Origin of the sequence: Salinarimonas sp. NSM (assembly GCF_052380005.1) — a bacterium.
GTDB lineage: Bacteria > Pseudomonadota > Alphaproteobacteria > Rhizobiales > Beijerinckiaceae > Salinarimonas.
This window is the reverse complement of the sequence record NZ_JBQTCJ010000090.1, coordinates 1-14,113: the sequence shown is the minus strand read 5'-3', so window position 1 is coordinate 14,113 and position 14,113 is coordinate 1. Positions and strand designations below refer to the sequence as shown.

General features: G+C 70.5%; 15 protein-coding genes and 1 pseudogene. 5 read left to right on the top strand and 11 right to left on the bottom strand.

What is annotated here, in order from left to right:
* Positions 1-182: 182 nt before the first annotated feature.
* Together ACTZWW_RS21585 and ACTZWW_RS21580 are read right to left on the bottom strand one after the other, a co-directional pair.
* Positions 183-1,709: an ABC transporter ATP-binding protein gene (locus ACTZWW_RS21585; protein WP_444783027.1), complete on the bottom strand. Its 1,527-nt coding sequence runs from the start codon at positions 1,707-1,709 to the stop codon at positions 183-185.
* Positions 1,710-1,746: 37 nt separating this feature from the next.
* Entirely contained in the window at positions 1,747-2,763 is a 1,017-nt protein-coding gene (locus tag ACTZWW_RS21580; protein WP_444783026.1) for a BMP family lipoprotein, read from the bottom strand.
* A gap of 695 nt (positions 2,764-3,458) precedes the next feature.
* On the opposite strand from ACTZWW_RS21580, the pseudogene ACTZWW_RS21575 reads away from it, so the two are divergent.
* A pseudogene (locus ACTZWW_RS21575) lies at positions 3,459-3,758 on the top strand (BrnT family toxin).
* A 3-nt stretch (positions 3,759-3,761) separates the two neighbouring features.
* Complete coding sequence (locus ACTZWW_RS21570) at positions 3,762-4,133, top strand: helix-turn-helix domain-containing protein (protein ID WP_444783025.1); 372 nt, start codon at positions 3,762-3,764, stop codon at positions 4,131-4,133.
* 28 nt (positions 4,134-4,161) lie between these two features.
* On the opposite strand, the gene ACTZWW_RS21565 is transcribed toward ACTZWW_RS21570, so the two are convergent.
* Positions 4,162-4,812, bottom strand: a complete 651-nt coding sequence (locus ACTZWW_RS21565) for a CDP-alcohol phosphatidyltransferase family protein (RefSeq protein ID WP_444783024.1) — start codon at positions 4,810-4,812, stop codon at positions 4,162-4,164.
* A gap of 132 nt (positions 4,813-4,944) precedes the next feature.
* On the opposite strand from ACTZWW_RS21565, the gene apaG reads away from it, so the two are divergent.
* A complete protein-coding gene (apaG, locus tag ACTZWW_RS21560) occupies positions 4,945-5,337 on the top strand; it encodes a Co2+/Mg2+ efflux protein ApaG (RefSeq protein ID WP_444783023.1) in 393 nt (130 codons plus the stop codon).
* Positions 5,338-5,369: 32 nt separating this feature from the next.
* Positions 5,370-6,533: an acetylornithine deacetylase gene (gene argE / locus ACTZWW_RS21555; protein WP_444783022.1), complete on the top strand. Its 1,164-nt coding sequence runs from the start codon at positions 5,370-5,372 to the stop codon at positions 6,531-6,533.
* 6 nt (positions 6,534-6,539) lie between these two features.
* Here argE and ACTZWW_RS21550 read toward each other — a convergent pair whose 3' ends face one another.
* Positions 6,540-7,709, bottom strand: coding sequence for a TadE/TadG family type IV pilus assembly protein (locus ACTZWW_RS21550; protein ID WP_444783021.1), 1,170 nt, complete (start codon positions 7,707-7,709; stop codon positions 6,540-6,542).
* A gap of 412 nt (positions 7,710-8,121) precedes the next feature.
* On the opposite strand from ACTZWW_RS21550, the gene ACTZWW_RS21545 reads away from it, so the two are divergent.
* Positions 8,122-8,646: a hypothetical protein gene (locus tag ACTZWW_RS21545; protein WP_444783020.1), complete on the top strand. Its 525-nt coding sequence runs from the start codon at positions 8,122-8,124 to the stop codon at positions 8,644-8,646.
* 95 nt (positions 8,647-8,741) lie between these two features.
* Here the strand turns inward: ACTZWW_RS21545 and ACTZWW_RS21540 are convergent, their stop codons facing one another.
* The 7 genes from ACTZWW_RS21540 to ACTZWW_RS21510 all read right to left on the bottom strand — a co-directional run bounded on the left by ACTZWW_RS21540 (position 8,742) and on the right by ACTZWW_RS21510 (position 14,035).
* On the bottom strand, positions 8,742-9,404 hold the full coding sequence (locus tag ACTZWW_RS21540; protein ID WP_444783019.1) for an endonuclease V: 663 nt from the start codon (positions 9,402-9,404) through the stop codon (positions 8,742-8,744).
* Between the two features lie 64 nt (positions 9,405-9,468).
* Positions 9,469-10,566, bottom strand: a complete 1,098-nt coding sequence (ychF, locus tag ACTZWW_RS21535) for a redox-regulated ATPase YchF (protein ID WP_444783018.1) — start codon at positions 10,564-10,566, stop codon at positions 9,469-9,471.
* 22 nt (positions 10,567-10,588) lie between these two features.
* A complete protein-coding gene (locus ACTZWW_RS21530) occupies positions 10,589-11,032 on the bottom strand; it encodes a PIN domain-containing protein (RefSeq protein ID WP_444783017.1) in 444 nt (147 codons plus the stop codon).
* Positions 10,941-11,312 carry a hypothetical protein gene (locus ACTZWW_RS21525; RefSeq protein ID WP_444783016.1) on the bottom strand — a complete coding sequence of 124 codons (372 nt, stop codon included), beginning with the start codon at positions 11,310-11,312 and terminating at the stop codon, positions 10,941-10,943. The genes ACTZWW_RS21530 and ACTZWW_RS21525 overlap by 92 nt, the downstream gene beginning before the upstream one ends.
* 15 nt (positions 11,313-11,327) lie before the next feature.
* Positions 11,328-11,942, bottom strand: coding sequence for an aminoacyl-tRNA hydrolase (gene pth, locus ACTZWW_RS21520; protein WP_444783015.1), 615 nt, complete (start codon positions 11,940-11,942; stop codon positions 11,328-11,330).
* Between the two features lie 83 nt (positions 11,943-12,025).
* Positions 12,026-12,655, bottom strand: a complete 630-nt coding sequence (locus ACTZWW_RS21515; protein ID WP_444783014.1) for a 50S ribosomal protein L25/general stress protein Ctc — start codon at positions 12,653-12,655, stop codon at positions 12,026-12,028.
* 165 nt (positions 12,656-12,820) lie between these two features.
* Positions 12,821-14,035, bottom strand: coding sequence for a DUF2336 domain-containing protein (locus ACTZWW_RS21510; RefSeq protein WP_444783013.1), 1,215 nt, complete (start codon positions 14,033-14,035; stop codon positions 12,821-12,823).
* Positions 14,036-14,113: the final 78 nt, after the last annotated feature.

The following is a 14,113-nucleotide window of genomic DNA, read 5'->3' as shown; positions in this document are numbered from 1 at the left end:
ACTGTCAACCACTCAACCGGTCCATTCCGTCAGGGATATATCCGGTCCGAACACCCACCCCCACCCCTCCCCACGAGGGGGAGGGGAGACCGCCGGCGGCCTTCATCGGCGGATCGTTCACCTTGCTTCCATGTGTTCCACGGCCCGAAATCGTGTCGACGAGCCCCTCCGGCAGGCTACCATCACGCCGCTACGCCCGCCATCAGCAGGCCGAGCTCGCCCTCGTTCGTCTCCTCGGGCCGGCGCTCGCCGGTGATGCGGCCGCCGCACATGGCGAGGATGCGGTCCGACAGGCTCATGATCTCGTCGAGCTCCACCGAGACGAGCAGGATGGCGACGCCCTGGTCGCGCAACGCGATCAGGCGCTTGTGGATGAACTCGATGGCGCCGATGTCGACGCCGCGCGTCGGCTGGCCGACGAGCAGAACCTTGGGGCCGCGCTCGATCTCGCGCGCGAGCACGAGCTTCTGCTGGTTGCCACCGGAGAAGTTCGCCGTCTTGAGCCGAGGCGCCGGCGGGCGCACGTCGTAGAGTTCCATCTTGCGCTGCGCGTCGGCGATCATCCGCCCCTGGCTGAGGATCGGGCCGGTGCCGTAGGCCGGGTCGTCGGTGAAGCCCAGCGCCGCGCTCTCGAAGGCTTCGAAGGACGGCACGAGGCCCATGCGGATGCGGTCCTCCGGCACGTGCAGCAGCCCCATGCCGCGCAGGCGGTGCGGATCGCGCTCGCTCGCATCGAGCACGCGCCCGCCCACCGCGATGGTTCCCGTCGCGACGGGGCGCATGCCGGCGATCGCCTCGAGCAGCTCGCTCTGGCCGTTGCCCGCGACGCCGGCGATGCCGACGATCTCGCCGGCGCGCACGTCGAAGGAGACGTCGATCACGCGCATGACGCCGAGCTGGTCGGCGACGGAGAGGTTGCGCACGGAGAGCATCGGCTCGCCGGGCCGATGCTCGCCCTTCTCGACGTGGAGGAGCACGTGGCGGCCCACCATCATGTCGGCGAGCTGGGCGGGCGAGGTCTCGGCGGTGCGGACGGTCGCCACCATCTCGCCGCGGCGCATGACGGAGACGCTGTCCGTCGCGGCCATGATCTCGTGCAGCTTGTGCGTGATCAGCACGATCGTGACGCCGCGCGACCGCAGCGTCCGCAGGAGCTCGAACAGCCCTTGCGCCTCGTGCGGGGTGAGCACGGCGGTGGGCTCGTCGAGGATCAGGATCTCGGCGCCCCGGTAGAGCGCCTTGATGATCTCGACGCGCTGCTGGAGACCCACCGAGAGGTCGCCGATGAGCGCGTCGGGATCGATGGTCAGGCCGTAGTCGGCGTCGAAGCGCGCGAGCTCCTTGCGCACCTTGGCCTCGCCGCCGGCGAGCAGCTGCCCGCCCTCCGCGCCGAGCATGACGTTCTCGACGACGGTGAGCGTGTCCACCAGCATGAAGTGCTGGTGGACCATGCCGATACCCGCCGCGATCGCGTCCGCCGAGGAGCGGATGCGCAGACGCTCGCCCTTGACCCTCACCTCCCCCGAGTCGGCCTCGTAGAAGCCGTAGAGGATCGACATCAGGGTCGACTTCCCGGCGCCGTTCTCGCCCACGATGCCGTGGATGCTGCCGGCCTCGACCCGGAGGTTCACGTCCTTGTTGGCGTGGACCGGGCCGAAGCTCTTGTTGACGCCGACGAGCTCGATGGCGGGAGACGACGCGGAGGACATGGCCGGGCTGACCCTCAGGCTCGTTCGTACGATGCGGTCACATCGACACGGCGGGGCAGGTCGAGTCCGTCATGTAGTCGTGCACCATGACGTCGCCGGCGATGATCGCCGCCTCGGCCTCGGCGACCGCGTCGCGCATCTCCTGCGTGATCAGGCTCTCGTTGTTCTCGTCGAGCGCCCAGCCGACGCCGCCCTCGGCGAGGCCCAGCACCTGCACGCCGGCTGCGAACTCGCCCGCACGCGAGGCGGTGAAGAGCTGGTAGGTGGCGTTGTCGACGCGCTTGAGCATCGAGGTCAGCACCGAGCCCGGATGCAGCATGTTCTGGTTCGAATCGACGCCGATGCCGAGCGCACCGGCGTCCGCCGCCGCGCGCAGCACGCCGATGCCGGTACCGCCGGCCGCGTGGTAGATCACGTCCGCGCCCTGCTCGATCTGCGAGCGGGTGAGCTCGCCGCCCCGCACCGGGTCGTTCCAGGCCGCGCCGGTCGTGCCCGTCATGTTGACGATCACCTCGGCGTCCGGCGCGACCGCCTTCACGCCCTGGGCGTAGCCGCAGGCGAACTTGCGGATGAGCGGGATGTCCATGCCGCCGACGAAGCCGACCGTATCAGACTCCGACGCCATGGCCGCGAGCATGCCGACGAGATAGGAGCCCTCGTGCTCCTTGAAGACGTAGGAGGCGACGTTCGGCAGGTCGATCACCGAGTCGATGATGGCGAAGTCGGTCTCCGGGAACTCCGCGGCGACGCGCTCGAGCGCCGATTGCTGCGAGAAGCCCACCGCCAGGATCGGCTCGAAGCCCTGCTCGGCGAAGCGGCGCATGGCCTGCTCGCGCTGGGCGTCGTTCTGCGGCTCGAACTCGCGGAAGTCGATGCCGGTCTCCTCCTGGAAGCGCGTGGCGCCGTTGAAGACACCCTCGTTGAACGAACGGTCGAACTTGCCGCCCAGGTCGTAGATGATGGCCGGGCGCACGTCCTCCTGCGCCGCGGCCGGGCCGTAGGCGGCGAGCGTCAGCGCAGTCGCGCCCAGGAGGGCGGTGATCGTCTTCTTCATGTGAGCGAACCCCTCTTGCGGAGCGGGAGCCCAGCTCCCGTTGGGCCACAAGGTGGCACGGGCTTTCCCGTACAGTAAAGCCCGTTCGCGTCGCACCGCGGCGATATTCACGGCCGACGCGCGGGCCCGCCGCGGCGCGCCATGGCGGCCCGGACGTGGACGCCCGCGAGCGTGTGACGCGCCGCCGCGATGCGCCGGTCCGAAAGCTCCCCAGAGAGGGCCCGCACCGCCGCGAGCGCCGACTCGATGGTGGCCGCCGCGTCATCGTCCGGGTGCCTGCTCGACCTGTCCCGCATCCGACCCTCCCTCCACCCGCGCGAGCCCGCGCCCGGGCGCATCGACGATGATCCCGCGGCGCGTCATCGCCGCACTTTGCGGCGGGCTCGCGGCCCGGATGCGGCGCGCCGACGGCGTTTCCGTAGCGGAAAGCACCTCACACGGACGTGTAAAAATTGGGCAACCATGCTGTCCTTTTCAGCTTGGATTTTGCAGCGCACGCGCCTATCTTCAGATCGTGGTCGCAGCGATCCGTCGCCCGGCCATATGCCCTCCTTGGGCGTTTCCTCCCTAGACTTAAGGCCGCCGTACCCCGGCGGCTTTTTTTTGCGTGGAGGATCTGTACTATCAAGAATAACCTTATCGTCTTTTATCTCTGATTGGTTGCTGTTTGTCGCCGAATTTCGTATCGATTCCGCGTGCCGCCAACGCTCCGCTTCGAATGGAATCACGCCAAGGCAGCCTCGAACGAGGCGAAGCACGACGTATCGTTCGGCGACGCGGCCATGGCACTCGTCGACCCGAGCCGGGTTGTCAGGGTCGACGGCCGGCGCGACTATGGTGAGGTCCGCTTCCGCGCGATCGGTTAAGATGGCGGCGCGCTGCTCGCCGTCGTCTTCACCGTACGGGGCGCGGCATGCCGCATCATCTCCGCGCGGCGGGCGAACCGGAAGGAGCAGGTCGAGTACGAGTCGGGCCGCAAAGCGCAGAGGAGCTGAGCGATGGCGATCGCGCGCATGACGTTGGACGAGGCGCTCGCCGCCGCGCGGGACGAGGCTCCCGGCCGGCGGGCACGACTTGCAGCCGTGACCGACGAGGAGATCGAGCGCCGCGCGCACGAGGACGACGAGAATCCGCCCTGGACCGACGAGGAACTCGCCCGCGGCGTCGCCGGGCGCCGGGTGCGGCTCGCGCGCGAGCGCGACGGCCTGTCCCAGGCGGAGTTCGCCCGCCGCTACTGCCTCACCCGCGAGACGGTCGAGGCGCTGGAGGACGGCGCGCTCCTGCCCGACCCGGCGCTCGACGCCTATCTGCGCGCCATTGAGGCCGATCCCGACGGCGTGCGGCGATCGCTCGCCGCCGGTGCGCGGTGAAGCCGCACCGCCCACGCGTCCACGGGCGCTACGGCGCGCCCGCTCCCCCGCTTCCGTCGCCCTCCTCCTCCTCGTCGCGAAACAGCACCCAGGCGAAGGCGATCCGCGCGATCGCCGTCATCGCGGTGAGCCCGGCGAAGGCGTAGGCGATGAGCGGGAACCAGGCCGGGACGAGGATCATCAGCGCGAAGGCGAGGATGGTCTCCGTGCCCTCCGCCAGCCCGGCGGTGAAGTAGATCGACTTCACCCCCCGTGAGGCGGTCTCCATGCCGCGCTTGGCCGCGACCGCCGCGAAGGCGAGGAAGCTCGCGCCGTTGACGTAGAACGCGAACAGGATCACCGCCGCGGGCAGGCCGAAGGCCGCCGGGTCGCGCAGCGCGAAGCCGAGCGGCACCGCGCCGTAGAAGACGAAGTCGAAGACGATGTCGAGGAAGCCGCCGCGGTCGGTCTTGGCGCTCGCGCGGGCGACCGCCCCGTCGAGCCCGTCGCACAGGCGCGAGAGCGCCAGCATCGCGAGCGCGACGGTGTCCGCGGACGCCGCGATCGCGGCCGCGCAGGCGAGCCCGAAGGCGAGGCCCGCCGTCGTGATCGCATCCGCCCCGACGCCCGCGCGGGCGAGGATCGCCCCCGCCCGGTCGAGCGGCGGGTCGATCAGCCGTCGCATCACCCCGTCGAGCACGGATGCACTCCCGCGTGCGTGTGCGGGCTACGATTGACGATGGCCATGGGCCGGCTTACCACCTGGTTCATCACCCTTCCCCGTGTCCGCGACACCCGGACCCGCTCGCGCCCACCGCGCCGGAGGCCGCTCATGTACACCGCCGTGACGAACGGCGTCCGCGTGACCGTGACGCCGTCCTACATGGAGGAGCAGTCTCGCCCCGAGGAGGGGCGGTACTTCTTCGCCTACACCGTGGAGATCGTGAACCTCAATCCCGAGCGCGTGCGCCTACGCGATCGTTACTGGAAGATCGTCGACGGCCATGGGCGCGTTCAGGAGGTGCACGGGTCCGGGGTCGTGGGGCAGCAGCCCGTGCTCGGCCCCGGCGAGATGTTCACCTACACGAGCGGCTGCCCCCTGGACACGCCCGACGGCACGATGCAAGGCCACTACCGCATGGAGCGCGGCGAGGGCGAGGTCTTCGAGGCCGAGATCCCCGCCTTCTCCCTCGACGCGCCGAACACGCGCCGCTCGTTGCACTGATCTCCCCTACCCGCCCGGAAGGTCCCGCCTCGATGAGCCCAGCTTCCCTGTCGCCGCTCGAGATGCTCGAGAGGCTCGTCGGCTTCGACACCGAGAGCCAGAAGTCGAACCTCCCGCTCATCGACTTCGCCCAGGACTGGCTCGCCGCCCACGGCGTCGACGCGATCCGGCTTCCCAACGCGGCGGGGGACAAGGCCGCGCTCGTCGCCACGATCGGGCCGAAGGTGGACGGCGGCATCGTGCTATCGGGCCACACCGACGTCGTGCCCGTCGCGGGCCAATCCTGGTCGAGCGATCCGTACCGGCTGCACGTGGCGGACGGGCGGGCCTACGGGCGCGGCACGACGGACATGAAGGGCTTCGACGCGCTCGTGCTCGCCCTCGTGCCCCATTTCGTCGCAACCGACCTCGTTCGGCCGATCCACATCGTCCTCTCCTACGACGAGGAGACCACCTGTCTCGGCGTCGTCGACGCCATCGCAGCCTTCGGGCGCGACCTGCCGCGCCCCGCCGCGGTGATCGTCGGCGAGCCGACGGGGCTCGAGGTGGCGGACGCGCACAAGGGCGTCGCCATGTGCGAGACGCGGGTCGGCGGCACCGAGGCGCATTCCTCGCGCATCACCGAGGGCGCGAGCGCCGTCATGGCGGCGGGCGCGCTGGTCGCACGGCTCAACGCGCTCGGCGACCGCCTGATCGGCGACGGAGACCCGACGGGGCGCTTCGATCCGCCGTTCTCGACGCTCCACGTCGCCACCATCGCCGGCGGCAGCGCGCGCAACATCCTCGCGCGCGAGTGCGCCATCGGCTGGGAGATCCGCTACATCCCCGGGGTCGACATGGGCGTGCTCCAGGCGGAGGTCGAGGCGCTCTCGCGCGCCGTCGAGGCCGAGCGGCTGACGCGGTACGGGCCGTTCGGCGCGATCTCGAACGTCTGGTCCGTGGACGTGCCGGGGCTCGCACCCGAGCCGGGCTCGGAGGCGGAGCGGCTCGCTTTGCGCGTCGTCCGGCGCAACCGGCCCGTGACGGTCTCCTACGGCAGCGAGGCCGGCCGCTTCCAGGGCGCGGGCCTGCCCACCGTCCTGTGCGGTCCCGGCGACATCGCCCGCGCCCACAAGGCGGACGAGTACATCACGCTGGACGAGCTCGCCGACGGAGAGGCGTTCCTGCGGCGGCTGGCGGCCGAGCTCTCCCGCTGAGCCGCGTCAGCGCACGAGGCGGACCTCGGCGCTCGCGGAGGCGCCGTCGTCCGTCGGCCCGAGTCGCCAGTTCGCATCGTTGAGGATCAGCCGGTCGACCACGATGGTCACGGCGTCCGCTTCGATCCGCGAGCGCGCGTTCATCACCAGCTCGCGGCTCGGCAGGTGGATCAAGCCCTCGAGCTGGTTGCCGACGGAATTGTTGAGAATGAACTGTGAGCGCGCGAGTCCCGGTGTCTCGAAGAAGAGAATACCGTCCGTCGCCCCGCCCTCCGGCGCCGATAGCGCCACGTCCATGGCGCTGTTGAACTGGATCTTCGCAGTCGAGGCGAAGTAGAACGTCACCCCCTCCCCGCGCCAGACACCGCCGTTCACGTTCCAGCCGCCGTCCTTGACGATGTAGAGGCCCGGTTCCAGCGTCACCCGAGGCGCGTTGTTGAAGTTGTGCCAGCCGCAATAGACGCCCGGTGAGAGCGTGACGCTCCCGCCGTTGTAGTTGCCGTTGGAATAGTCGCAGCTGCCGACCTCCGGCACCGGCATCGAGCCGGCGTAGGGATCGTCCGCCGCCTCGCAGCCGAGCTCGAGCCCCGACACGGTCGCGCCGTTGTCGATGATGTCGCGGCCCGCGACGCAAACGCGGCGCGCGGCGAGCACGGCACCGGCGTTGAGGATCGCGGCCGGGCGCGCCCGGCTGCGCACGTGGATCTCGCAATCGGGTGCGATCACGTCCGCGCCGCTGTTGACGAGGAAGGGCTGGGGCGTCGTCCCGTCGAGCACGAGTACGCACGGACCGGTCGGCGCGCTTCCGCGCACCGCCTCCGCACGGACGCCGACGTCGAAGGCGGGAAGACCCACCGCGCGCAGGAAGATCGTAGGCACGCTGAAGTCCGCCTCGCCGACGACGCGGCCGCCCTCGCCGAGCGAGAAGCGCGCATCCACCTCGGCCGCGTGCGGGACCCGGCTCGCGTCGAAGGCGCGCTGCGCCACCGCCGCGTGCTCCTGCGGCGCGCGCGCGCCGGCGAGCACGGCGGCATCGAGGGCGGACTGGATCGTCGTGCGCACATTCGTCGTACGCGTGTAATCGACCGCGGCCCCCGCGAGGCCGATCACCGGCAGGAGCACGAGCGCGAGCGGGATCACCGCGCTGCCGCACGTATCGTAGAGGAAGGGGCGCATACGTCGAAGCCTCCGGGAGGTGGCTACGGTCTAGCTTGAAAAGATGAATGCTCGCTTATGGTCTGTGTACGGTACCGCTCCCTCATGGGTCCTCATCGACCGCCTCGGCAAAAGAGGAGCGGCTGGCATCACCCGCATTTCTCAATTGCGGGAATTTCTCGTCAGCAGTTGATCAACCAATCCGACTCCGCCGGCCGATCGTGGTTGGTGCGACTTGCTTCCATTTCTGAAGAGATCTCCAGGATTCCGGAGCGTTCATTGGTCGAGGATCGGCGCGCGCTGGGGTAGACCGCCTGGGGGCCATGTGGCGTCTCGCTTCCGCCGGCAGCCTCTGTACGACGACGACACCGGCCGCCCCGATCGACGCGAACGCGTCGGCGGGGCGGCCGTCCCACGCTCCGGAGCCTTCCCGATGGTGCCACCGATCGACCGCCCGACCCAGCGCGCCCCGCAGCCCGTCCTCGTGGATCGGCCCCGGAAGGAGCGCACGCTCCCCATCGACAAGGACGTCTTCGCCCACCGCCTGTGGCAGGCGATCAAGCGCAGCGGGCTGACCTATCGCGAGACCGCGCGCCTCGCCCAGGAGCGGCTGCCGCAGGGCTTGCGCATCTCGGACGTCAGCGTCTGGTCCTACGCCAAGGGCCGGAGCCTGCCGCGCCGGATGGCGCAGATCGAGGCGCTCGCAGAGGTGCTCGGCGTCGGCGTCGGCGACCTCGTCGAGGAGGTCGACTCGATGCGCGCGCACGCCCCGGGTTACCCACCGAATTCCGGCACCCGCGTCGAGGACCTCGGCGACGGCCGCGCGCGCCTCGTCGTCGACCTCACCCTCCCCTGGGACCGCGCCATCGCGGCCCTGCGACTGCTGAAGGGGGACGAGGCGGTGGACGCCATCGAGGCTCCGGCGGCGGAACGAGCCCCCTCCGTCGGCGCGACCTGACGCACTCCCGCCCGCGGGAGAGCCGGAACGGCGACAGCGGTGCTCAGCGTCGTGCGTCCTGGGCGATCATCCGCAGGATGAACGCTCACCTCCCGTCAGCCCCCCTGCCCCGCCTTGTGGGCGAGCCGGATCGGCTCGGGGAGGCGGTACTTCTCGGTGGTGCGCACGACGAGCGCGACCGCGCCGTCGAGGTCGGCGCGGTGCCCGGGCGAGATGAACATCGGGTTCATCCGCGTGCGCGTGCGCACCGCCATGCCGATCGTCTCGCCGTCGTCGGTGAGCGGCGCCATCGCGCCCTTGTCCTCGGGCAGCAACGCGAAGCGCCCGCACAGCCGGGTCTTGCCGCATCCGATCGTGGGGCGCTCGAGGAAGAGCCCGAGATGGCAGGCGGTGCCGAAGCGCTGCGGATGGGCGATCCCCGCCCCGTCGAAGAGGAAGACGTCGGGCTCGTGCCCGAGCTTCTCGAAGGCGTCGAGGAGCGCCGGCCCCTCGCGGAAGCTCGTCATCGCCGGCGTGTTGGGCAGCCGCACGGTACCGTGCCCGTGCACCGTCTCCACCGGCTGGAGATCCGGGAAGGTGGCGACCACGACGACCGCGTGCGCCACGTCGTCCTTGATGACGACGTCCGACCCGGCGATCAGGCGGACCGCGTCCAGATCGAGCGGCGTGGCTACGTCGATCTCGCCCCGGAGCTCCTTCTGGAGGCGCAGGGCGGCGTCGAGGTCGAGATCCCAGTCGTGGCGGCGTTCGAGCTTCATGGACGCCCAAACGCCGTGAGGCTTCGTAAAGTTGCGGATGCTCCGCCCGCCGCGACGCGATGCGTCAGGGCGCGAAGCGGAAGTGCATCACGTCACCGTCGTGCACCACGTATTCTTTGCCTTCGAGCCGCATCTTGCCCGCCTCGCGCGCACCGGCCTCGCCCTTCAATTCCACGTAATCGTCGTAGGCGATGGTCTCGGCGCGGATGAAGCCCTTCTCGAAGTCGGTGTGGATGACGCCCGCCGCCTGCGGGGCGCGGGTGCCGGTCGTGATCGTCCAGGCGCGGGCCTCCTTGGGCCCGACGGTGAAGTAGGTGAGCAGCCCCAGCAGCCGGTAGCCGGCGCGGATCACGCGGTTGAGGCCCGGCTCGGCGAGGCCGACCGCCTCGAGGTACTCCGCCTGCTCCGCCTCGGGCAAGACCGCGATCTCGCTCTCGATCTTGGCGGAGACGACCACCGCCTGTGCGCCTTCCTCCATCGCCCGGGCGAAGACGCGTTCGGAGAAGGCGTTGCCGGCGTCCGCCGAGGCCTCCTCGACATTGCAGACGTAGAGCACGGGCTTGGCGGTGAGGAGCTGGAGCATGTCGAAGGCGCGACGCTCCTCCGCCGAGACCTGGACGAGCCGCGCGGGCTTGCCGTCCTGCAGCAGCACGAGGGCGCGCTGGCAGAGGTCGAGGCTCTCCTTCGCCTCCTTGTCGCCGCCCTTGGCCTTCTTCTCGAGGCCGGTGACGCGCCGCTCGAGGCTGTCGAGATCGGCCAGCATCAGCTCGGTCTCGATGGTCTCGATGTCGGCGACGGGGTCGATCCTGCCCTCGACGTGGGTGACGTCCTCGTCCTCGAAGCAGCGTACCACGTGGGCGATGGCGTCGACCTCGCGGATGTTGGCCAGGAACTGGTTGCCGAGCCCCTCCCCGCGCGAGGCGCCGCGCACCAGCCCGGCGATGTCGACGAAGGTGAGCCGCGTCGGCACGATCTGCGCAGACTTGGCGATCGCGGCGAGCGCATCGAGCCGCACGTCGGGCACGGCGACGTCGCCGACGTTGGGCTCGATCGTGCAGAACGGATAGTTCGCCGCCTGCGCCGCGGCCGTCTGCGTCAGCGCGTTGAAGAGCGTGGACTTGCCGACGTTCGGCAGCCCGACGATGCCCATGCGAAAGCCCATGGTTGTTTTCCTGTCTCGTCGTTCAGATGTCCCGCAGGACAGTGTCGATGTCGGCGGTGAACGGGTCGACGATCAACATACCGTCGACCGATTGCCCATTCTGGAGGTCTTCTGTGAGGAGGATCTCGCAGCCGAAGTCCAGCGCTGAGGCCAGCATGACTGAATCCCACCAGGAAAACCTGTGCAGCAACAGCAGATCGATTGCGGCTCGCGTGGTGTCCGAATCCATGCGTGCACGGCAGAACTCGGAATAGTCGCGCGCCTTTTCGAGGACGTCGAGAAGCGGAAGGAACGCGTAGCGACGTGTGAGCACCGAGACGAATTCGTTGATGATCTGCGGGCTGACGACGAGGGCCTCCCGCGCTGCGAGCCTCTCAATCCACGCGGTGGCGATCGCCGCCTTCGTCGGATCGTCCGTCTGCAGCGGGTAGATCAGGACGTTCGTGTCGACGAAGACGCTCTTCATAGATCTCGTCCCGCTTCGGCAACGGGCCCCCGCCCAGCTTCCATTTCGGCCCCTTCAGGACGTCGGCGACGACGTCCGCTTGGCTACGCTTGCGACCGAGCTTCATCTCGACCGTCTCCGAAACGTACCGCGACAGGCTCTTCCCCTGCTTCGCCGCCTCGACGCGTGCGCGCGCGAGCACGTCCTCGTCGAGGGTGATCGTGACATTCTTCATGCCCGCGCTCCGTTCACGAAAACACGAGATCCGTGTCTCCGTGATGTCGTGCAGGCTGCGCGGCATGTCAACCTCGACTGCTCAACCGCCGCCCTTCTCCCCCGGCCGCTTCACCTCCCCCCAGCCGCGCCCCTCCATGGCGAGATGCACCTTGTTCTGGAACGAGGCGTCGTCGCCCTTGGCGAGCAGCTCGGCGTGGTCCGCCACCGCGCGGCAGAGGTCCTCCACCCAGGGCTGCTCGGCCTTGGCGAAGTCGTTGAGCACGTAGCCGTGGACGAGCGCCTTGTCGCCGGGATGGCCGATGCCGAGGCGCACGCGGCGATACTCGTTGCCGCATTGCGCGGTGATCGAGCGCAAGCCGTTGTGGCCGGCGTTGCCGCCGCCCTTCTTCATGCGCAGCTTGGCCGGAGCGAGATCGAGCTCGTCGTGGAAGACGCAGACGTCGTCGAGCGGGATCTTGTAGAAGCGCATCGCCTCGGCGACGGCGCGCCCGCTCTCGTTCATGTAGGTGAGCGGCTTGACCAGCAGCACGCGCTCGCGCCCGACGAGCGCCTCGGACGCCTCACCCTGGAAGCGTCGGCGCCAGGGGGCGGCGCCGTGGACGCGGGCGATCTCGTCGATCGCCATGAAGCCGATGTTGTGGCGGTTGCCGGCATAACGGGCGCCGGGATTGCCCAGCCCGACGAAGAGGCGCACGCGTCCCTCCCCAGAAACGGCGAAACGCTCCGGCCCGTCGGCCGGAGCGCTCGCAGAAAGCAGCTTCGCGAGAAGGGCGCGGATCAGCCCTCCTGCTCCCCGCCCTCGGCCTTCTCGGCGGCCTCCTGCTGGAGCGCCTCGCGGACGCCCGCCGGGACGGCGATGGTGGCGATGGTGAAGTCGCGGTCCTGGATCACCGGCGTCACGCCCTTGGGCAGGGTGACTGCGGAGATGTGCAGGCTGTCACCGATGTCGAGCGTCGAGATGTCGATGTCGATCGAATCCGGGATCGCATCGGCGGGGACGTTGAGCTCCACCGTGTGGCGCACGACGTTGAGCGTGCCGCCGCGCTTGAGGCCGACCGCCTTCTCCTGGTTGACGAAGTGCACCGGCACCTCGACCGCGATCGTCTGGCCCTTGGCCACGCGGAAGAAGTCGATGTGGATCGGCATGTCCTTGACGGGGTCGAGCTGGTAGTCGCGCGGGATCGCGTGCTCGGTCTCGCCACCGACCTCGATGTCGAACATCGTGGTCATGAAGCCGCCGGCGTAGATCAGCTTCTTCATCTCGTTGAAGTCGACGGCGATTGCGCGGGGCGGCTTGCCGGCCCCGTAGACGACGGCGGGCACGTGGCCCTGACGGCGGGCTTCGCGGGCGGCCCCCTTGCCGACCCGATCGCGCGCCACGGCCTGGAGAGTCTTGGTCTCGGACATGGTCGTGATTTCCTCGATGGTGCTGGAAACGCCGAAGGCCGCCAACGCGGCGGCCCGGCGCGCGCCCGTGCCTCCAAGGGTGTCTAGCGGGCGCGAGGGCGGCTTATAGGCGGGTTCGGGGGGAAGGGCAAGGCGCCCGCGCGCGCCTTCGAGGCCCATGCCTCCTCAGGCGGCCACGCCGAGCCGCCGCGCGCGGATCGCCTCGACGATGCCGCGCTCCACGTGGGCGAGCGCGACGTCGAGCGCGGCGTCCTCGGCCATGGCGCGGCTCGCCTCGCGGGCCTCCTCGCGGGCGGCCTCGACCTCGTAGCGGCGCAGCAGCACGAGGAGCTTGCCGGCTTCCTCCGCGGGCAGCGTGGCACAGGCGGACAGCACCCGCTCGACCATGCGGCGCGAGAGCTGTGCGCCGCAGCTCGCCCGGTCGCCCTCCGGCTCGCGCAGCGCCGACAGCGCCGCCTCGAAGGCGGGCAGCAGCGCCGGCGGCAGCTTCGCGCGGCGGTAGAGCGCCGGGAAGCCCGCGCCGCGCGGATCGTGCAGCAGGGCGACGACGCGCTTGGCCGGCATCTCGGCGAGATCAGCGAAGGCGGCCTCGGCGAAGGGCATGGCGCGCGAGAGGATGGCGCGCAGGATCATCGCCGGCGTCAGCTGGCCCGAGCGGCGCAGGTGCGCGACGAGGCGCATCGCGTCCGCCTGCGCGCCGGCCGACAGCGCCACCGTGGTCTTCTCCCGCGCCTCGCGCACGACGCGCGCGCCGCGCTCGGCCGAGAGCCAGCCGCAGCCGACGACGAAGCGCTCGAGCCGTGCGGCCACGGCGACCGCGATGGTCTGGCGCACGTCGACCGGGCAATCGGCGCGGGCGAGCAGCGCCTCGCGGATCGCGGGCTCCTCGCCGAGCCGCTCGTGGATGCGTGCGAAGGTCGAGGGCGCGAGGCCCGCGCCGGGATTGCCGAGGAGCTCCGCGACCGCCTGCGGGCAGGCGATCTCCGCGAGCGCCGCGGACACGGCGGAGGAGAGCCGCGGGCGAAGCGCGATCGCGGTCTGCACGAAGTCGTCGCCGAGCGCGGCGCAGTCGACGAGGTCGGCGTCCGTCAGCAGCGGCGAGCGGGCGAGCACGAGGGCGGCTATGCCGCTCTGGTCGGAGGCGAGCGCCACCACCAGGTGGCGCGGCGCCTCCGGGGCGTTCGCCACCGCCTCGGCCAGCGCCCGCCGCACCAGCGGCGAGGGATCGTCGAGCATCGCGGTGAGCGCGGTCTCGGCGTCGCGGCGGTCGGCGGCGGCGAGATCGCCGTAGAGATAGGCCCGCGCGAGCGCGCTGACCGCCTCGGCGCGGTCGCCGGGGGAGGCCGTGCGGGCCCACAGGAGGAAGCGCCGGACGATCATCGTGCCCCCCGAGCCACGGCGGCGAGGTCGAGCGGGCCCTCGGCGCGGCCGGCGGCGCCGCGGGGCGGGGCCGTGGCG